Annotated in this window: 17 protein-coding genes; 11 read left to right on the forward strand and 6 right to left on the reverse strand. The window is 64.2% G+C overall.

Annotated elements, in window-relative coordinates; translation table 11 throughout:
• Positions 1-5: 5 nt before the first annotated feature.
• From metA to recQ, 3 genes are all read left to right on the forward strand, one after another.
• Positions 6-1007 carry a homoserine O-succinyltransferase MetA gene (metA, locus tag AC0L2F_RS25320; protein WP_473250261.1) on the forward strand — a complete coding sequence of 334 codons (1002 nt, stop codon included), beginning with the start codon at positions 6-8 and terminating at the stop codon, positions 1005-1007.
• A gap of 106 nt (positions 1008-1113) precedes the next feature.
• The gene (locus AC0L2F_RS25325; protein WP_473250262.1) at positions 1114-1857 is read left to right on the forward strand and encodes a polysaccharide deacetylase family protein; all 744 of its coding nucleotides are present in this window, start codon (positions 1114-1116) and stop codon (positions 1855-1857) included.
• A gap of 308 nt (positions 1858-2165) precedes the next feature.
• Positions 2166-4031, forward strand: coding sequence for a DNA helicase RecQ (gene recQ, locus AC0L2F_RS25330; RefSeq protein WP_473250263.1), 1866 nt, complete (start codon positions 2166-2168; stop codon positions 4029-4031).
• A gap of 102 nt (positions 4032-4133) precedes the next feature.
• Here recQ and AC0L2F_RS25335 read toward each other — a convergent pair whose 3' ends face one another.
• Complete coding sequence (locus AC0L2F_RS25335) at positions 4134-5147, reverse strand: 1-aminocyclopropane-1-carboxylate deaminase (protein WP_473250264.1); 1014 nt, start codon at positions 5145-5147, stop codon at positions 4134-4136.
• 163 nt (positions 5148-5310) lie between these two features.
• Between AC0L2F_RS25335 and AC0L2F_RS25340 the strand changes: the two genes are divergently transcribed.
• The 3 genes from AC0L2F_RS25340 to AC0L2F_RS25350 all read left to right on the forward strand — a co-directional run bounded on the left by AC0L2F_RS25340 (position 5311) and on the right by AC0L2F_RS25350 (position 7653).
• On the forward strand, positions 5311-5775 hold the full coding sequence (locus AC0L2F_RS25340) for an Lrp/AsnC family transcriptional regulator (protein WP_473250265.1): 465 nt from the start codon (positions 5311-5313) through the stop codon (positions 5773-5775).
• Between the two features lie 45 nt (positions 5776-5820).
• Positions 5821-6981 (forward strand): PLP-dependent cysteine synthase family protein, encoded by a 1161-nt coding sequence (locus AC0L2F_RS25345; RefSeq protein WP_473250332.1) that lies wholly within the window; start codon positions 5821-5823, stop codon positions 6979-6981.
• Between the two features lie 111 nt (positions 6982-7092).
• Positions 7093-7653: a carboxymuconolactone decarboxylase family protein gene (locus AC0L2F_RS25350; RefSeq protein WP_473250266.1), complete on the forward strand. Its 561-nt coding sequence runs from the start codon at positions 7093-7095 to the stop codon at positions 7651-7653.
• Positions 7654-7666: 13 nt separating this feature from the next.
• Here AC0L2F_RS25350 and AC0L2F_RS25355 read toward each other — a convergent pair whose 3' ends face one another.
• Both AC0L2F_RS25355 and AC0L2F_RS25360 read right to left on the reverse strand, forming a co-directional pair.
• On the reverse strand, positions 7667-9250 hold the full coding sequence (locus AC0L2F_RS25355; RefSeq protein WP_473250267.1) for a sensor domain-containing diguanylate cyclase: 1584 nt from the start codon (positions 9248-9250) through the stop codon (positions 7667-7669).
• 235 nt (positions 9251-9485) lie between these two features.
• On the reverse strand, positions 9486-10355 hold the full coding sequence (locus AC0L2F_RS25360; protein WP_473250333.1) for a hypothetical protein: 870 nt from the start codon (positions 10353-10355) through the stop codon (positions 9486-9488).
• A 213-nt stretch (positions 10356-10568) separates the two neighbouring features.
• Here AC0L2F_RS25360 and AC0L2F_RS25365 point away from each other — a divergent pair, with 213 nt between their 5' ends.
• On the forward strand, positions 10569-10814 hold the full coding sequence (locus AC0L2F_RS25365; protein WP_473250268.1) for a hypothetical protein: 246 nt from the start codon (positions 10569-10571) through the stop codon (positions 10812-10814).
• Between the two features lie 48 nt (positions 10815-10862).
• Here the strand turns inward: AC0L2F_RS25365 and AC0L2F_RS25370 are convergent, their stop codons facing one another.
• Positions 10863-11798: an alpha/beta hydrolase gene (locus tag AC0L2F_RS25370; protein WP_063992446.1), complete on the reverse strand. Its 936-nt coding sequence runs from the start codon at positions 11796-11798 to the stop codon at positions 10863-10865.
• Between the two features lie 116 nt (positions 11799-11914).
• Here AC0L2F_RS25370 and AC0L2F_RS25375 point away from each other — a divergent pair, with 116 nt between their 5' ends.
• Positions 11915-12802 carry a branched-chain amino acid aminotransferase gene (locus AC0L2F_RS25375; protein WP_473250269.1) on the forward strand — a complete coding sequence of 296 codons (888 nt, stop codon included), beginning with the start codon at positions 11915-11917 and terminating at the stop codon, positions 12800-12802.
• A 10-nt stretch (positions 12803-12812) separates the two neighbouring features.
• On the opposite strand, the gene AC0L2F_RS25380 is transcribed toward AC0L2F_RS25375, so the two are convergent.
• Complete coding sequence (locus AC0L2F_RS25380; protein ID WP_473250270.1) at positions 12813-13430, reverse strand: class I SAM-dependent methyltransferase; 618 nt, start codon at positions 13428-13430, stop codon at positions 12813-12815.
• 43 nt (positions 13431-13473) lie between these two features.
• Positions 13474-14070: a polyhydroxyalkanoate synthesis repressor PhaR gene (gene phaR / locus AC0L2F_RS25385; protein WP_007604520.1), complete on the reverse strand. Its 597-nt coding sequence runs from the start codon at positions 14068-14070 to the stop codon at positions 13474-13476.
• A gap of 304 nt (positions 14071-14374) precedes the next feature.
• On the opposite strand from phaR, the gene AC0L2F_RS25390 reads away from it, so the two are divergent.
• The 3 genes from AC0L2F_RS25390 to yddG all read left to right on the forward strand — a co-directional run bounded on the left by AC0L2F_RS25390 (position 14375) and on the right by yddG (position 17515).
• Positions 14375-15553: an acetyl-CoA C-acetyltransferase gene (locus AC0L2F_RS25390; RefSeq protein ID WP_473250271.1), complete on the forward strand. Its 1179-nt coding sequence runs from the start codon at positions 14375-14377 to the stop codon at positions 15551-15553.
• A gap of 238 nt (positions 15554-15791) precedes the next feature.
• A complete protein-coding gene (gene phbB, locus AC0L2F_RS25395; protein WP_007604523.1) occupies positions 15792-16517 on the forward strand; it encodes an acetoacetyl-CoA reductase in 726 nt (241 codons plus the stop codon).
• A 128-nt stretch (positions 16518-16645) separates the two neighbouring features.
• The gene (gene yddG / locus AC0L2F_RS25400; protein ID WP_063992449.1) at positions 16646-17515 is read left to right on the forward strand and encodes an aromatic amino acid exporter YddG; all 870 of its coding nucleotides are present in this window, start codon (positions 16646-16648) and stop codon (positions 17513-17515) included.
• Positions 17516-17517 lie beyond the last annotated feature (2 nt).

Genomic DNA, 17517 nt, shown 5'->3' on the forward strand with positions numbered 1-17517 from the left:
CGCCGATGACGATCCTGATCGACAGGGATCAAGCCATATCGAGCCCGGCACTGGTGCCGGCAGAGGGCGATCTGACGCGCGAGCACGGCGACGCCGAGCTCACGATCGGGTTGATCAACAACATGCCGGATCCGGCGCTGAAGGCGACCGAGCGGCAGTTCATGAAGCTGCTGCAAGCCGCGGCAGGTCCGCGCCGCATCCGCTTTCACTGCTTCTCGCTGCCCTCGGTGAAACGTTCGCCGGAAGCGAAATGGCATGTCGAGAGCGAATATTCCGAACTCACCGAGCTCAGGCGTCACAAGTTCGACGGTCTGATCGTGACCGGCGCCGAGCCGATCGCGCCCGAGCTCGACCAGGAACCGTACTGGCGCGATCTCACCGAGCTGATCGACTGGGCCAAGGTCAACACGCGCTCGACGATCTGGTCGTGCCTCGCCGCGCATGCCGCGGTGCTGCATCTCGACCGGATCGAACGGCGGCCGCTCGCCACCAAATGTCACGGCATTTTCGACTGCGAAGCCGTGACCAGCGATCCGCTGACGCGGGCGGCGCCTGCGCCCCTCAAGGTCTCGCATTCGCGTCTCAACGAGATCGCCGAGAGCGATCTCGCGCAGGCCGGCTACCAGGTGCTGACGCGTTCGGCAAAGGCCGGGGTCGATATCTTCGTCCGGCAATATGCCAGCCGCTTCGTGTTCTTCCAGGGCCATCCGGAATATGACGCGCTGTCGCTTCAGCGCGAATATCTGCGCGACATCGGCCGTTATCTCGCGCGTGAGCGCGACCATTATCCGCATTTGCCCGTGAACTATTTTGACGCTTCGGCGGAAGAGAAGCTGGTCCGCTTCGAGAAACAGGCAAGGCACCAGCGCCACCCCGCGCTCAGCAACGAACTGCCGGCGCTGAATTTGCGTGCCGATATCGCTGCCGGCAGCGCCGCGGCGGCATTGTTCCGGAACTGGCTGCAATATCTCGGCGCGGAGGCCGACGCGTCGGTGCTTGCCCGTTAGGTCAGAACGACGGGATCGACGTTAGGACTAACGAAGTGTGAAGCTTGCCTCAAGCAGCGCACGAATGCTTCAGTGAGCGGGGCGGGGCAGACAGGAAATGCGAGTCGTGTGGTCGGCACTCCATGGACGCGTGAGCAATCGGCTGGCCCGGCATTTTCGCGCCGCGCCGCACCGTCTGCCCGCGCGTGCGCCCATGGTGAGCTTCACCTTCGACGATGCCCCCGATAGCGCTGCAGGCGAGGGCGCCGGGCTTCTGGAGCAGCATGGCGGCCGCGGTACGTTCTATCTCGCCGGCAGCCTGGTCGATCGTCCCTCGGACCATTGGCATGGCCTGTCCAACGACGCCGTGGTGCGGCTTCACCGGGCCGGGCACGAGATTGCCTGCCACACCTTCTCGCACCTGAGTGCGGTCAATCTCGACGAGGCCGCCATGGCCCGCGAGATCGAGCGAAACCGCAGCCATTTTCGCGGCATCGATTCCTCGATCACGCTGGAAAATTTCGCTTACCCCTATGGCATCGCGTCGGTGTGGCGCAAGCCGCAGCTCGCCAAGACCTTCCGCTCGGCGCGCGGCATCCTTCCCGGCGTCAATCGCGACGTCATCGACCTCCAGTTCCTGCGCGCCTCGCCCCTGGTCGATTGCGAGATCGACATTGCGGGCGTCGATCGCTATTTCGACGAGGCGGTCGAGAGCGGCGGATGGCTGATCTTCTACGGTCATGACGTCGCCAACGTACCGAGCCCGTATGGCTGCACGCCGCACCTGATGCGCCATGCGCTGCAGGCGGCCGGGAAGCGCAACATGCCGATCGTGACAGTCGCGGAAGCGCTGCGAAGGATAGGGGCGTAGCGCCTCTCTTCCCTTCTCCCCTTGTGGGAGAAGGTGGCATAGGCGGCCTTCGGCCGCCGTTCTTAACACGAACGCCGATGCTTCGCATCGGCTATGGCGCCGGATGAGGGGTATGCCTCGGCGAAGCAATCTCTATCGAATGTGCGGACAGAGACCCCTCACCCGTCTCGCCGCTACGCGACGAGCCACCCTCTCCCACAAGGGGAGAGGGGAAGACTCGCGTCTCGCTCCTCAAACAGTCTTGCCACGCCTGCGCGGTCATGCGACTGGCCTTGTGACGAATCTCACGGCCTCACTCCGACATGCCCATGTCCTCTCCTTCCACCGCTCCGCTGCCTGCGCCGGCCCATGGCCGCGATGCGCTGTCGGTGCTGCGTTCGGTGTTCGGCCTGCCCGGGTTCCGCGGCGCGCAGGGCGAGATCATCCGGCACGTCACCGACGGCGGCAATTGCCTGGTGCTGATGCCGACCGGCGGCGGCAAGTCGCTGTGTTACCAATTGCCGGCGCTGCTGCGTGAAGGCTGCGGTGTCGTGGTGTCGCCCTTGATTGCGCTGATGCGCGACCAGGTCGCCGCCATGCTCGAAGCCGGCGTCAATGCCGCCGCGCTGAACTCGTCGCTGACCCCGCAGGAAGCCTCCGACATCGAGCGGCGCCTGATCGCGGGTGATCTCGACCTGCTCTATGTCGCGCCGGAACGGCTGCTGACGCCACGCTGCCTGGCGCTGCTGGCGCGGGCCAAGGTGGCGCTGTTCGCGATCGACGAGGCGCATTGCGTCTCGCAGTGGGGCCATGATTTCCGCCCCGAATATGTCGGCCTGTCGATCATCGCCGAGCGCTTTCCAGACGTGCCGCGCATCGCGCTGACCGCGACTGCCGACGAATTGACCCGCAAGGAGATCGTCGAGCGGCTTGCGCTTGCAGACAGTCCGCACTTCGTCTCCAGCTTCGATCGTCCCAACATCCGTTACGAGATCGTCGACAAGCGCAACGCGGTGTCGCAGCTCAAGGAATTCATCCGGGAGCGTCACGCGGGCGATGCGGGCGTCGTCTATTGCCTGTCCCGCAAACGGGTCGAGGAGGTCGCCGCCGCGCTCGACGACGCCGGCATTGCGGCGTTGCCTTATCACGCCGGGCTCGACAGCAGCGTGCGCTCGCGTAACCAGGACCGCTTCCTCAACGAGGACGGCATCGTCATCGTCGCGACCATTGCCTTCGGCATGGGAATCGACAAGCCGGACGTGCGCTTCGTCGCGCATCTCGATCTGCCCAAGAGCATCGAGGCCTATTACCAGGAGACGGGACGCGCCGGCCGCGACGGCAAGCCGTCGGCGGCCTGGATGGCCTACGGTCTCTCCGACATCGTGCAGCAGCGCCGCATGATCGACGAGTCGAACGGCTCCGAGGAATTCAAGCGGGTCTCGATCGGCAAGCTCGATGCGCTCGTTGGCCTTGCCGAAACGCCGCACTGCCGGCGCCAGCGGCTGCTCGCTTATTTCGGCGAGATCGTGATGGGCGGGGGCTGCGGCAATTGCGACAATTGCCTGACGCCGCCGAAAATGCGCGACGGCAAGGTGCTGGCGCAAAAGCTTCTGTCCTGCGTCTACCGCACCGGGCAGCGCTTCGGCGCGATGCACCTCATCGACGTGCTGATCGGACGGCTCACCGAGAAGGTGACGCAGTTCGGCCACGACAAGCTCACGGTGTTCGGCATCGGACGCGAGCTCAACGAGAAGCAGTGGCGCACGGTGCTGCGGCAGCTCGTGGCGATGGGACATTTGCTGAGTGACAGCGAAGCTTTCGGCGCGCTGAAGCTGACGGAATCGTCGCGCGGCGTGCTGCGGGGCGAAACGGAGGTCTGGCTGCGCGAGGAAGCGCCCGGCACCCGGATCCGTTCGAGCCGCGCCAAGTCCCGCCGCGGCGATCTGGCGCCGGCGGCCGGTGCGCCGCAGGGCGATGTCGATCCTGAATTGCGCGCGCGGCTACGAGCCTGGCGCTCGGAGATTGCCCGCGAACGCGGCGTGCCGGCCTACGTCGTGCTGCACGACGCCACCATCGACGGCATCGTTCGCGCATGGCCGACCACGATGGACGAGCTGCGCAACGTGCCCGGCATCGGCGACAAGAAGCTCGAGCATTACGGCGACGAGCTGCTGCAGATTGTCAGGACGCGGTAGGGGCTTGGTTCGTAGCCCGGATGGAGCGCAGCGCAATCCGGGGCAGTTTCGCCGTATTGTAGGCTTCCCGGATTGCGCTGCGCTCCATCCGGGCTACCGACCTCAGCCGTTCCTGAACGCATACCCGTAGCCGTTCAGCGCCGGCGCGCCGCCGAGATGGGCGTAGAGGATCTTCGCGCCCTTCTCGAAATAACCCTTCTGCGTAAGGTCGATCAGGCCCTGCATCGACTTGCCCTCGTAGACGGGGTCGGTGATCATGGCTTCGAGACGCGCGGTGAGGCGGATCGCCTCCTTGGTCTCTTCCGACGGCACGCCATAGGCGGGATAGGCGTAATCCTCGATCAGCACGACGTCGTCGGCGACGAGGTCCTGGCCGAGTTCGACGAGCTTGGCCGTGTTCTGTGCGATCGAGAGCACCTGCGCCTTGGTCTGCGCCGGGGTGAAGGAGGCGTCGATGCCGATCACCTGTCGCGCACGGCCGTCGGCGGCGAAGCCGACCAGCATGCCGGCATGGGTCGAGCCGGTGACGGTGCAGACCACGATGTAGTCGAACTTGAAGCCGAGCTCGGCTTCCTGCTTGCGCACTTCTTCGGCGAAGCCGACATAGCCGAGGCCGCCGAATTTGTGCACGGAGGCGCCGGCGGGAATCGCATAGGGCTTGCCGCCCGCCGCCTTCACCTCCTCGATCGCGTCCTCCCAGCTCTTGCGGATGCCGATGTCGAAGCCGTCGTCGACCAGGCGCACGTCGGCGCCCATGATGCGCGACAGCATGATGTTGCCGACGCGATCATAGACGGCGTCCTCGTGCGGCACCCAGGCCTCCTGCACCAGGCGGCACTTCATGCCGATCTTGGCCGCGACCGCCGCGATCATGCGGGTGTGGTTGGACTGCACGCCGCCGATCGAGACCAGCGTGTCGGCGTTCGAGGCGATCGCGTCAGGGATGATGTATTCGAGCTTGCGCAGCTTGTTGCCGCCATAGGCGAGCCCGGAATTGCAGTCCTCGCGCTTGGCATAGACCTCGACATTGCCGCCGAGATGCTTCGACAGCCGCTCCAGCTTCTCGATGGGCGTCGGACCAAAGGTCAGCGGATAGCGCGCGAATTTTTCGAGCATCGTCAGGTCATCCCGATTGGCGTTAATGTCTGCAAAAATGTTAGCATCATGCCGCACAAAGGTGCTTTCAAATATTGCGGTTCTGTTGCGCGTGATCTTGCGATAATGGCGTCAATACGTAGTATGTCTTTCGAAATAAGCGCCAGCTACGGAAGTTTCTTCCATGTCCGCTCGTCTCGACCGTATCGACCTTAAGATGTTGAGATTGCTTCAAAATAACGGCCGGCTCAGCAACGCGGAGCTGGCCGAAACCGTCGCCATCAGTCCTGCCACCTGCCATCGACGCACCCAGCGCCTGTTCGACCACGGCTTCATCGCCGCCGTCCGCGCCATGGTCGCGCCGAAGAAGGTGGCAAAGGGCACGCTGGTGATGGTCGGCGTCGTGCTTGATCGTTCGACGCCGGAGAGCTTTGCGATCTTCGAGCAGGCGATCACCAGGCTGAAATTCGTGCTCGACTGTCACCTCGTCGCCGGCGACTTCGACTATTTCCTCAAGATCCGCGTCGGCGACATGGAGGACTTCAACCGTATCCACGGCGAGCAGCTGATCGCGCTGCCCGGCGTGCGCCAGACCCGCACCTTCTTCGTGATGAAGGAAGTCATCGACAACGCGCCGCTGGAGTTTTGAGCGGAAGCTATTGATGCGCGATCTGCATCATGAGAGATTTAGGTGATGCAGACAGTCCCCTTCCGCCACCTCAATCCGGCCGGACCGGCCTATCGGCGCGGCTGGGTCGACGAAGCCGTGGCCGCGATCGAGGCTGACCAGTGCCGCACGGCTGACACGCATCTGATCCGGCTGATCGTGCCGGCGCTCTCAGGCATCGACATCTATCTGAAAGACGAGTCGACGCATCCGACCGGCAGCCTGAAGCATCGGCTCGCGCGCTCGCTGTTCCTTTACGCGCTCTGCAACGGCCACATCCGCGAAGGTACGCCCGTCGTCGAGGCCTCGTCGGGATCGACCGCGGTGTCCGAAGCCTATTTCGCGCAGATGATCGGCGTGTCCTTCTATGCCGTGATGCCGCGCACGACCTCGGCGGAGAAGATCGCCGCGATCGAGCATTACGGCGGTAACTGCCATCTGATCGACGACGGCCGCGCGCTGTATGCGGAGGCCGGCGCGCTGGCCGCACGGCTGGGCGGCCACTACATGGACCAGTTTACCTTCGCCGAGCGCGCCACCGACTGGCGCGGCAACAACAACATCGCCGAATCCATCTTCACGCAATTGCAGGGCGAGCCGCGCCCGCTGCCGGACTGGATCGTGATGGGCGCGGGCACCGGCGGCACCTCGGCCACCATCGGACGCTATTTGCGCTATCGCCAATATCCGACACGGCTATGCGTCGCCGATGTCGAGCATTCCGCTTTCTTCGACTGCTTCAGCTCGCAGGACCGCTCCCACGTTTGCGACCGCCCCTCGCTGATCGAAGGTGTCGGCCGGCCGCGCTGCGAACCCTCCTTCGTGCCGGGCGTGGTCGACCGCATGATGAAGATCCCGGATGCGGCGACGATCGCGGCGATGAACGTGTTGTCGCGCCGGCTGCGCCGCGCGGTCGGAGGCTCGACGGGCACCAATTTCCTGGCGCTGTGCCGGCTCGCCTCGGAGATGCGAAGGACGAATCAGACGGGGTCGCTGGTGACGCTGATCTGCGATTCCGGCGAGCGCTACCGGCAGACCTATTATGAGCCCGCCTGGCTGAAAGCGCGCGGTCTCGATCCAACGCCGTTCGAGGCGGCCTTGTCGTCGTTCCTCGATACGGCGCAACCGCTGGCGCTTGAGTTCGAAGACGTAGCGAATCCGCAGAACTTGCGAAATCCTGGCGCCTGATAGCTGGCGCTTCCCGGCCATTTGCAAGATTGCACGGCCGTCACGGCAACTTCACTTGCCTTGCGCGTGCGTGCGGGCGAGTTTCGCGGCTTCTCAACGAGGAGACCTGCCGTGCGCCTTCCCATTCTCGATCCGAAGGACCTGAGTGCCGAACAGAAGCCGCTCTATGACGACATGCGAGCCGGCATCAAGGACCACTTCAAGGGCTTTGTGAACATGCGCGACGATGGCGCGCTGCTCGGGCCCTGGAATCCATGGATCCGCGAGCCGCGCTTCGGCAAGCCTGTGTGGGAGCTGGTCAAGGCGATCGCGTCGAACCCGCTGCTGCCGGCACCGGTGCGCGAGGTCGCGATCCTCGTCACCGGCTCGCATTTCCGCTCCGGCTACGAGCTCTATGCGCATGTGCTGGTCGCCGAACAGCGCGGCCTCTCCGACGAGAAGCTCGCGACCATCGTCGCCGGACAGCGGCCGGTCGATCTCACCAAGCAGGAAGCCGTCGCCTATGACGTGGCGTCCGCATTGGTCAGCGGCGGCGTGCTGCCGGAACTGACTTATCGGGCCGCGGTCAAGGAGTTCGGCGAGCACGGCGCAGCCGAGCTGTCCTATCTCGTCAGCATTTACTGCATGGTGTCGATCACGCTGAACACGTTCGACGTGCCGGTGCCGGACTAGATCTACGGAGCGATCACTCCGCCGCCTTGTTCATGGGCGGCGGCGGCGACCAGGCCACGCAGCGGTTGCGACCTTCGGCCTTCGCCTGGTAGAGCGCGTGATCGGCCGCGCTCATCAAGGCGTCGATGCCGGACATGCTGACACTGGCTTCCGCAATGCCGATGCTCACGGTGACACCGAACTGAACCTGATGGGCAACGATGCGCGAGCTCATCACGCGCTTGCGGATTCTCTCAGCGACGATCCTTGCGCGCGACAGGCTGGTCTCGGGCAGCAGAATCGCGAACTCCTCGCCACCGAAGCGGCCGACGACGTCCGATTTGCGCTTGCCATCGAGGCATGCGGCCGCCACGGCCTTGATCGCCTCGTCTCCGATCGCGTGACCATAGCGGTCGTTGACCGACTTGAAATGGTCGATGTCGAGCATCAGGACCGAAACGGAGCGATAGTAGCGCTGGAAGCGGCTCCACTCTGCATCGAGCGCGCCCAGCAAATGGCGGCGGTTGTAGAGCCCCGTGAGCGGGTCGGTGGTGGCCAGACGCTCCAGCATGTTGGCCTTGTTGGTGAGATCGGTGATGTCGACATAGGTCAGCATGCGGCCGCCGTTCGACATCGTGGTGCAGTGGGCCCTGATCCGGCGCGCATCCGGCGTCTGGAGATCGCGCACATGATCGCCCGCCTTGACCTCGGCGACGCGCTTGACGGGAAATTTCACCAGTTCGTTCGCCGGCAGATCCGGCGCGCTCGCGCGATGCACCCGGCTCACCAGGGATGCATAGGTCGGGCGGGCGGCGGCTTCCTGCTCGCTCACCTCCCAGAACCGCCGCATGCGCCGGTTCATGAAGCTGGCGTTGAGATCGCGGTCGAGCAGCAGCACGCCGTCCTCGACGTTCTCGAGGGCGTCGCGCAGCAATTTCAGCTCGTCGGAATAGCGCACGATGTCGGTGACCGGCGTATAGGTCAGCATCCGCCCGCCGTTGGGCAGAGGCGTGCATTGCATCCGAACGACGTCGCCGCTGGTACGGCGCAGGTCACGCGGAGACGCATCACCTGCCTGTATCTGACGGACGCGCTCGGCGACATAGGCCTCAAGCTCGGCCGGCGGAATCTCGTAGGCGAGCGTATCGCGGCCATGATGCATCAGCGTCACAAATGACGGATTGCTGTTGGCAACCTCCTCCGGCAAGAGCCACATCTGCCGGAACGCCCGATTGATCAACTGCGCGCGGAGATTGGCATCGAGCAGCACGACGCCGAGCGGGACGAAATCGAGAGCCGCGCGAAGCGCCAGCATCTGTCCGCGCATCAGCGAATCGGTCGGCCGCTCCTGCTCGTCCACGGCCCTAGGCTCGACATGATCTTCCGCTCCGAGCGCAACCCCGATCTGACGGTCCGACCGCCAGAGCACATGGCAGGAGAGGATCTCCTGGCCTGCGAGCCGGAGCTGGAACCGATCGGGCACGCCGATGCTGCTCTGCATCTCCAGCGTCGCGCCGTCTTCGGACATCCGGCGCACGACGCAATCGATGGTCGACTGACCGAAGTTGAAGAAGATCTGGCCGGCGAGGAACGTTCGTTCCGATAACAAGCGGGGCATTCCAAACCTCCCAAGCGACATCGGCCCAGTTTGCCCGAAGCTTACTTGCCGAAAGGTAAGGTGGTGCGCGATTGTGCGAGAGGGCTAATAACTGGTTCACGCATCCGGCCGTCGTCACGTCAGCGTTGAATGCGAAAAGCCCTTCATCATCAACGATGAGCGGGAGCGGCCCTTGCTCTGATATCCGTGAAAATGCGGTTGCTCCGCTTTACGGAAAATCCACCACGGTCCGCAGTCAGTTGCGCACCGCGTAGAGCGGCGTCCGCAACGTCATCTGGTAGGACGGTTTCGGCATCCAGGCGATCTGTGCGGTGATGCCGAATAGTCGGTTGTCATTGTCGTCCATGCGATCGAGATCGAGGCGCAGGATCGGCTGCGTGAAGGGTTCAGCCAGCACCCTGCCTGCGAGTTGCGCGCCGCCGAACGATTGCACGCCGAGACGGCCGGTGAATTTCCAGTTGCTCGGCCATTGGTAGTAGCCGCCGGCATAGAGGATCGTGTTCGGCCGGATGCGGACGACCGCGCCGGCAATGTCGGTGATGGTATATTGCACACCGGCAAGCCATCCGCGTGTCTCGTCCTCGTCGAGCGCGTAGTCGAACTCCAGGATGTTGTTGAATGACGTTGTCATGCCGGGGTCGTTCGGCACTGACTGCGTCAGGGTGGATTGCAGCGTGATTGTCGGGATCTTTCCGCCGTTTTGCTGGTAGAGATCGGCCTGCACACCGATGTTCCAGCTGGTGATGTCGAACGCCGACCAGCCGCCGCCGATGTCCGTGGTCGAGCCCGAGACGCCACCATAGAGCGAGACGCGATCGCTGACGTCGACGGTCATCGGGAGATCGAGGGCGATCGACTTCGCGGCCGGCAATCCGTTCGGCAGCGCATCGCCCCTGCGCGCCGCCAACGCTTCGAATGCTGCAGACAATGATGTGTTGCCAAAGCCGAGCCCGAGCGTGCCCGCCGGGATCGTGGCGTACGTTGTGCGCAGGTCGAGATAGATATTCGGAACCGCCGGCTTCGCGACAGCGTCTTGGTCACTATCGGCGGCCAATGCGCCAGCTGGCATCATCAGGCAGAGCAGTCCCATCGCGAAAGCGCGCAAGGCCGAGCGGGGCGATTGGCTGCGATGGGACACGTGACAATCCGACGCGTCTGCCGTGATGGCGAAACTGCCTGCTAGATGGAATGTGATCGCCCGTATGGTCAAGTGGTATCCGCAATCGGTGGACGGTGCGAATGCACGCAGGTACGTTGCCTTCACCGCACTGACACATCCTCCGCCAGAGTGCAGGCCGGACACTGGAGAACGACAGCCATGGACACGTCACGCCGCATCCTGCTCGCCGGACTGGCGGGACTCGCCGTTGCGCCGACCGTCGCAGCAGCCGCGCCCTCGGCCGCGTCCGACGACGTGACGGTCGCCGAAGAGCGCTTTGCGCGCATGATCGCGGCTGCGCATGCGCCCGAAATCACCTGCGCGTGGCAGGCCGAGCGTTATGCGGATTCGCATTGGCCAAGCTATGTCGCGGCGGCGCGTTCCGTCATCGAGGCGAGAGCGTGAGGCATTCTCTTTCCTCTCCCGTTGCGGGAGACGGCAACACGAGGGGCTTCACGTCCCCACCGCCCGCCTGACCTGCTCACCGATCTGCGACAGCACGAGCTGCGCTTGCGGCAGGATTGCGCCCATAGCGTGGAAATTGTGGACCATGCCCTCATGGCAGACGTGCTCGACCGCGACGCCCGCGGCGAGCAGCTTGCGGGCATAGGCATTGCCCTCGTCTCGCATCGGGTCGTACTCGGCGGTGTGGATGATGGCGGTCGGCAGGCCCGCAAGCCGTGTCGCGCGCAGGGGCGAGATGCGGGGATCGGCGGCATCCAGGTCCTCGGGCAGATAGTCGGCGAGATCGGCTTCGATCGTGACGCGGTCGATCAGGTGGCCCTCGGCGAACGCCTGGCGCGAAGGTGAGGCCTCCTCGAAATCCAGCACCGGGCAGATCAGGCATTGCGCGACGATGGAAAGGCCTGCGGCCTGCGCTGCCTCCTGGCACACGATCGCAGCGAGCGTTGCACCCGCGGAATCGCCGCCGAGCACCAGACGCCCCGCGTCGATGCCGAGCGATGAGGCCTCGCGCGCCACCCATTCGGTGGCAGCGATCGCATCGTCCACGGCGGCGGGGAATTTGTGCTCGGGCGCCAGCCGGTAATCGACCGAGACGAGGCGGCAGCCGGTCGCATGTGCCAATGCCGCTGCGATGCGGTCATGCGTGACGATGCTGCCGGCAACGAGCCCGCCGCCGTGAAAGAACACGAAGCCGGGCGCGCGATCGGCGGCGCTTGCCGGTGAATAGAGGCGATAGGGCAGCGCGCCGCCGGGACCAGGCAGCATGCCGTCGGACGACGTCACGTCAGGCGCATCGGCGCGCGCAAACTGCATCAGTTTTGCCAATGATTGCCGCCGTGCCTCCACGCTCGGCCGGCTCCTTGCCTGCGGCGCGGCCGCAGCCATCATGGTCAACAAACGCTTTGCGAGTGGATCGAGCGGCATGGTGCTTCCTTTCCCTTCCGGGAGGGTAACTCACCATTTTCCCGCAGGGAATCATTTAGAAATTGCGCCCAATAGTGGCGCTATAATGCGGCACCACGCCAAGGGAGAGGCCGGTCATGGCCGAGATCAAAAAACCCATCGCATATTCGCCGAGCTGGACCTTCTTCGAGGGCAAATGGCATGACGGCAATGTGCCGATCATGGGTCCGCGCACGCATGCCGCCTGGCTCGGCTCGGTCGTGTTCGACGGCGCGCGGGCGTTCGAAGGCGTCGCGCCCGATCTCGACCGCCACGTCGCCCGCGCCAATCAGTCCGCGACCAACTTTGGGCTGAAGCCGGTGGTCGATACCGGAACCTGGATGACACTCGCAAACGAAGGCATCGCGCGCTTCGCGCCGGATGCCGAGCTCTACGTCCGTCCGATGTACTGGGCGCAGAATGGCTCGGGTGGCGGCGTGCTGTTCGACCCCGAGACCACCGATTGGTGCCTGTGCATCTACGAGGCGCCGATGCCAAAACCCGTCGGCAACGCGATCACGCTGTCGCCGTTCCGCAGGCCCACCGCCGAATGCGCTCCGGTCGAGGCCAAGGCCGCCTGTCTCTATCCGAACAATTCGCGCGCGCTTGCCGAAGCCGCCTCGCGCGGCTTCCAGAACGCGCTGATGCTCGACATGCTCGGCAACGTCGCGGAGTTCGGCAATTCCAACGTGTTCATGGCCAGGGACGGCGTGGTCTACACGCCGGTGCCGAACGGCACCTTCCTCAACGGCATCACCCGCCAGCGCGTCATCAGCCTGCTTCGCGCCGACGGCGTCACCGTGGTCGAGAAGACGCTGCGCTACGCCGACTTCCTCGCCGCCGACGAGATCTTTTCTACCGGAAATTTCGCAAAAGTCGCGCCGGTGATCCGCATCGACGATCGTGAGCTGAAGCCGGGGCCGCTCTACACGCGCGCGCGCAAGCTCTATTGGGACTTCGCCCATGCGGTGAAGCTGGCGGCTTAATAGCACCGCCCTAGCTGTGCCGCTTGAACCGGCTGAACTGAAACGCCTGCGTCGAGTCCCACGGCGTGTGGTGCGCCTCGTTGCGCGTTTCGACCAGCTCGAACCCCGGCCCGAGTTCCGCCGCAAGACTCGCGCTGTCATGACGCTGCACCGGCAGGCCGCTGCACTTCTCGGGACCGTCGAGCGCAAACGTCGCAATGATGACGTGGCCGCCGGGCGCAACCGCCGACCGCAGCCGCTCGATGTATGCGGTCCTGTCGCGGGAATCGGTCAGGAAGTGAAACGCCGCCCGATCGTGCCATAGGTCGTATGTCTTTGCCGGGTGCCATGTCGTGGCGTCGGCAACGATCCAGTCGACCGTCGAAGCGGCTGGGCCGATTCGCTTCTTTGCAGCGTCAAGCGCATTGGCAGAGAGATCCAGCACAGCGACGTCGCGATATCCGTCCAGCAGGAGAGCATCGACCAGCCGCGATGCGCCGCCGCCGATGTCGAGGATGGCAGCCTCGCGGCCTGGATTAGCCGCTCTGATCATCGCGAGCGAAGTCGCCGGACTGTTCTGAAACCAGCTGACCTCGGCTTCGCCCTTGGTGGCGTAGACATTGTCCCAATGGGTGCTTCGGTCGGACATGGCGCGTCCTCCGGCCTGCCGGGAGCCGGCGCAGAGGGACGACCTACTCGTCCTTCTTCGACATCCGCTCGAGGCGTTCCTGCATGTCTTTCATCTGCTGGCGCAAATCGTCGATATTGCTGTCCTTCGGGGCTTCGGCGGTCGCCTCGGGCGCCGGCTCAGCGGAGCCTGCGGGGCGGCCTGCGCCGGGCGCGAAGGGCTTGAACATCGAGAAGGTCTGCTGGAACAGCTCCATGTTGCGGCGGACCTGTTCCTCCAGCGGCGCAAACGGAGTTCCGGACAGCGAGGTGGCGATCTGCTTGCGGAACTTCTCCTGCTCCTGCGTCAGCGACGCGATGGCCTGCTCCAGATATTTCGGCACGACCATCTGCATGCTGTCGCCGTAGAAGCGGATCAGCTGGCGCAGGAAGGTGGTCGGGAGCAGGTTCTGGCCGGCCTTGTTCTCCTGTTCGAAGATGATCTGGGCAAGCACGGAGCGGGTGATGTCGTCGCCGGTCTTGGCGTCGTAGACCAGGAAATCTTCGCCGTCCTTGACCATGGAGGCGAGGTCTTCCAGCGTCACGTAAGTGCTCGTCCCGGTGTTATAGAGCCGGCGGTTCGCGTATTTCTTGATGGTGGTGGGTTGGTCTGATTTCGCCATGGGCTCTCACTTGCAAGACGCGGAGAACGGGAACCTGACGGGCTATGCCGCAGGGCGGGAAGAGTACGCAACGCAACAAAATAAGCATTTTCAAAGGGGTCACGCTACCGTTTTGTGCGCCACGGTTAATCGGGCAGCAAAAACGTGCTTGCGAAAGCGCCAAGAACGCTATTTTGAATGCGCTGCGGGATGAATTCGGCCGCCGGCCGATTGACATGCCTCAACGACGTTAACAGGATGCCGTCCGAGACTGGCGAGCCGTTTCCCCAGCCCCGTCTGCCCCCATTCAACCCAGGAGATGCCCATGTCAGACGATGTCGTCATCGTCAGCGCCGCCCGCACCCCGGTCGGAAGCTTCAACGGAGCGTTCGCAACCCTTCCCGCCCATGACCTCGGCGCCATCGCCATCAAGGCCGCGCTGGAGCGCGGCGGCATCGATCCCGGCCGGGTCTCCGAAGTCATCATGGGCCAGATCCTGACCGCCGCCCAAGGCCAGAACCCGGCCCGCCAGGCCTCGATCAATGCCGGCATTCCGGTCGAGAGCCCGGCCTGGGGCGTCAACCAGCTCTGCGGTTCGGGCCTGCGCACCGTTGCCCTCGGCTATCAGGCGCTGCTCAACGGCGATTCCGAGATCGTGGTCGCCGGCGGCCAGGAATCCATGAGCATGGCTCCGCACGCCCAGTATCTGCGCGGCGGCGTCAAGATGGGTGCAGTCGAATTCATCGACACCATGATCAAGGACGGGCTGTGGGACGCCTTCAACGGCTATCACATGGGCAACACCGCCGAGAACGTCGCGCGGCAGTGGCAGATCACCCGCGCCCAGCAGGACGAGTTCGCGGTCGCTTCGCAGCAGAAGGCCGAAGCCGCGCAGAAGGCCGGTAAATTCAACGACGAAATCGTTCCCGTCACCATCAAGGGACGCAAGGGCGATGTCGTCGTCAGCGCCGACGAATATCCGCGCCATGGTGCAACGGTCGACGCGATGGCGAAGCTCCGTCCCGCCTTCGAGAAGGACGGCACGGTCACCGCTGGCTCTGCGTCCGGCATCAATGACGGCGCTGCGGTCGTGGTGCTGATGACCGCCAAGCAGGCCGCCAAGGAAGGCAAGAAGCCGCTCGCGCGCATCGTGTCCTGGGCTCAGGCGGGCGTCGATCCGAAGATCATGGGCTCGGGCCCAATCCCGGCCTCGCGCGCCGCGCTGAAGAAGGCCGGCTGGAACGTCGGCGATCTCGACCTGATCGAGGCCAACGAAGCCTTCGCGGCGCAGGCTTGTGCCGTCAACAAGGATCTCGGCTGGGATACCTCCAAGGTCAACGTCAACGGCGGCGCGATCGCGATCGGCCATCCGGTCGGTGCCTCCGGCGCACGCGTACTGGTGACACTGCTGCACGAAATGCAGAAGCGGGACTCGAAGAAGGGCCTCGCCACGCTGTGCATCGGCGGCGGCATGGGTATCGCGATGTGTGTGGCGCGCGACTGAGATAGTGACGCGCAATTTCGCGTGCGCTGCACGCGTGGCTGAGTGCGTTGCACCCGATTAAAAAGGCGGCGGTTGCAAATCAAATATTCTTCGCAACCATACAAGCCTCGACTAAATAGAAACGCCCGGCTCGACGCCGGGCGTTTTGTTCTTGATGTCCGTCAAACGTCCCCCATAATCCGCACTTAAAAACAATCACTCAGAAACGTCCGAAGAGTCCAAGGGAAGGGAATACGATATGGCACGTGTTGCATTGGTGACGGGTGGTACGCGGGGCATCGGAGCTGCGATCAGCAAGGCGCTGAAGGCGGCCGGCTACAAGGTTGCGGCGAGCTATGCCGGCAACGACGCGGCGGCGGAGAAGTTCAAGGCCGAGACCGGCATCGCGGTCTACAAATGGGACGTCAGCAGTTTCGATGCCTGCGCCGAGGGCGTGAAGAAGGTCGAAGCCGAGGTCGGACCGATCGACGTGCTCGTCAACAATGCCGGCATCACCCGCGACACTGCCTTCCACAAGATGACGCTCGAGCAGTGGAACGCCGTCATCAATACCAATCTCGGTTCGCTGTTCAACATGACGCGTCCCATCATTGAAGGCATGCGTGCGCGCAAGTTCGGCCGCATCATCTCGATCTCGTCGATCAACGGCCAAAAGGGACAGTTCGGCCAGGTCAACTATTCCGCGGCGAAGGCCGGTGACATCGGCTTCACCAAGGCGCTCGCGCTCGAGAACGCCAAGGGCGGCATCACCGTCAACGCGATCTGCCCCGGCTACATCAACACCGAAATGGTGCAGGCAGTGCCAAAGGACGTCCTGGAAAAGAACGTGATCCCGCAGATCCCGGTGAACCGGCTCGGCGAACCGGAAGAGATCGCGCGCGCGGTCGTGTTCCTGGCGGCGGACGAAGCCGGCTTCATCACCGGCTCGACGCTGACCATCAATGGCGGCCAATATCAGGCCTGATGGCGCCCATTCTCTTGGCGCAACGTCGCTGAGCCAAAATCTGTAGCTTCGGGCGCGACAAGGCGATAGTGAAGACGAAAATGCCCGGCCTCGTGCCGGGCATAAACGTCCTCGGAGCCTTTTGATCGATGACTCCCCGCACGGCAACGCTGATCGGATTGACCGCGATCCTGATGTGGTCGCTGCTGTCAGTGATGACGGTGGCGACCGGAAAGATCCCGGCGTTCCAGCTGGCCGCGATGACGTTCGCGATCGGCGGTCTGGTCGGGCTGCTCACCTGGATCGGCCGCGGCGAGGCGGCCAAGAGCCTGCGTCAGCCGCTGGTCGTGTGGACCGTGGGTGTCGGCGGACTGTTCGGCTATCACGCGCTGTATTTCCTCGCGTTGCGCTTTGCGCCACCGGCTGAAGCCGGCCTGCTGAATTATCTGTGGCCGCTCCTGATCGTGCTGTTCTCGTCTTTTCTGCCGGGCGAGCGGCTTGCCGTGCATCATGTCGTCGGCGCCGTGCTCGGCCTCGTCGGCACCGTGCTGCTGTTCGCCGGTAACACCTCCGGCTTCACCCAGGGGCAATTGCCGGGGTTGGCCGCGGCTTTCATCGCAGCCTTCGTGTGGGCGATCTATTCGGTGTTGTCGCGGCGATTGAAGGCGGTGCCGACCGATGCGGTCGCGGGATTCTGCCTCGCCACCGCGGTGCTTGCCGCGCTGGTGCATGGCCTGCTTGAAACCACGGTATGGCCGGACACGACGCTGCAATGGCTCTCCGTGATCGCGCTCGGCATCGGTCCCGTCGGTGCTGCGTTCTACGCCTGGGACATCGGCATGAAGCGCGGCGATATCCGCGTGCTCGGCGCCGCGTCCTATGCGACGCCGCTGCTTTCGACCGGCTTCCTCATCGCCGCTGGGTTCGCCAACGCCAGCGCCAACATCGCGATCGCAGCGATCCTGATCGCCGGCGGCGGCCTGATCGCCGCGAAGGACATGGTGCTGCGGAAGCGATAGCG

The organism is Bradyrhizobium sp. Ken64, from assembly GCF_055807555.1.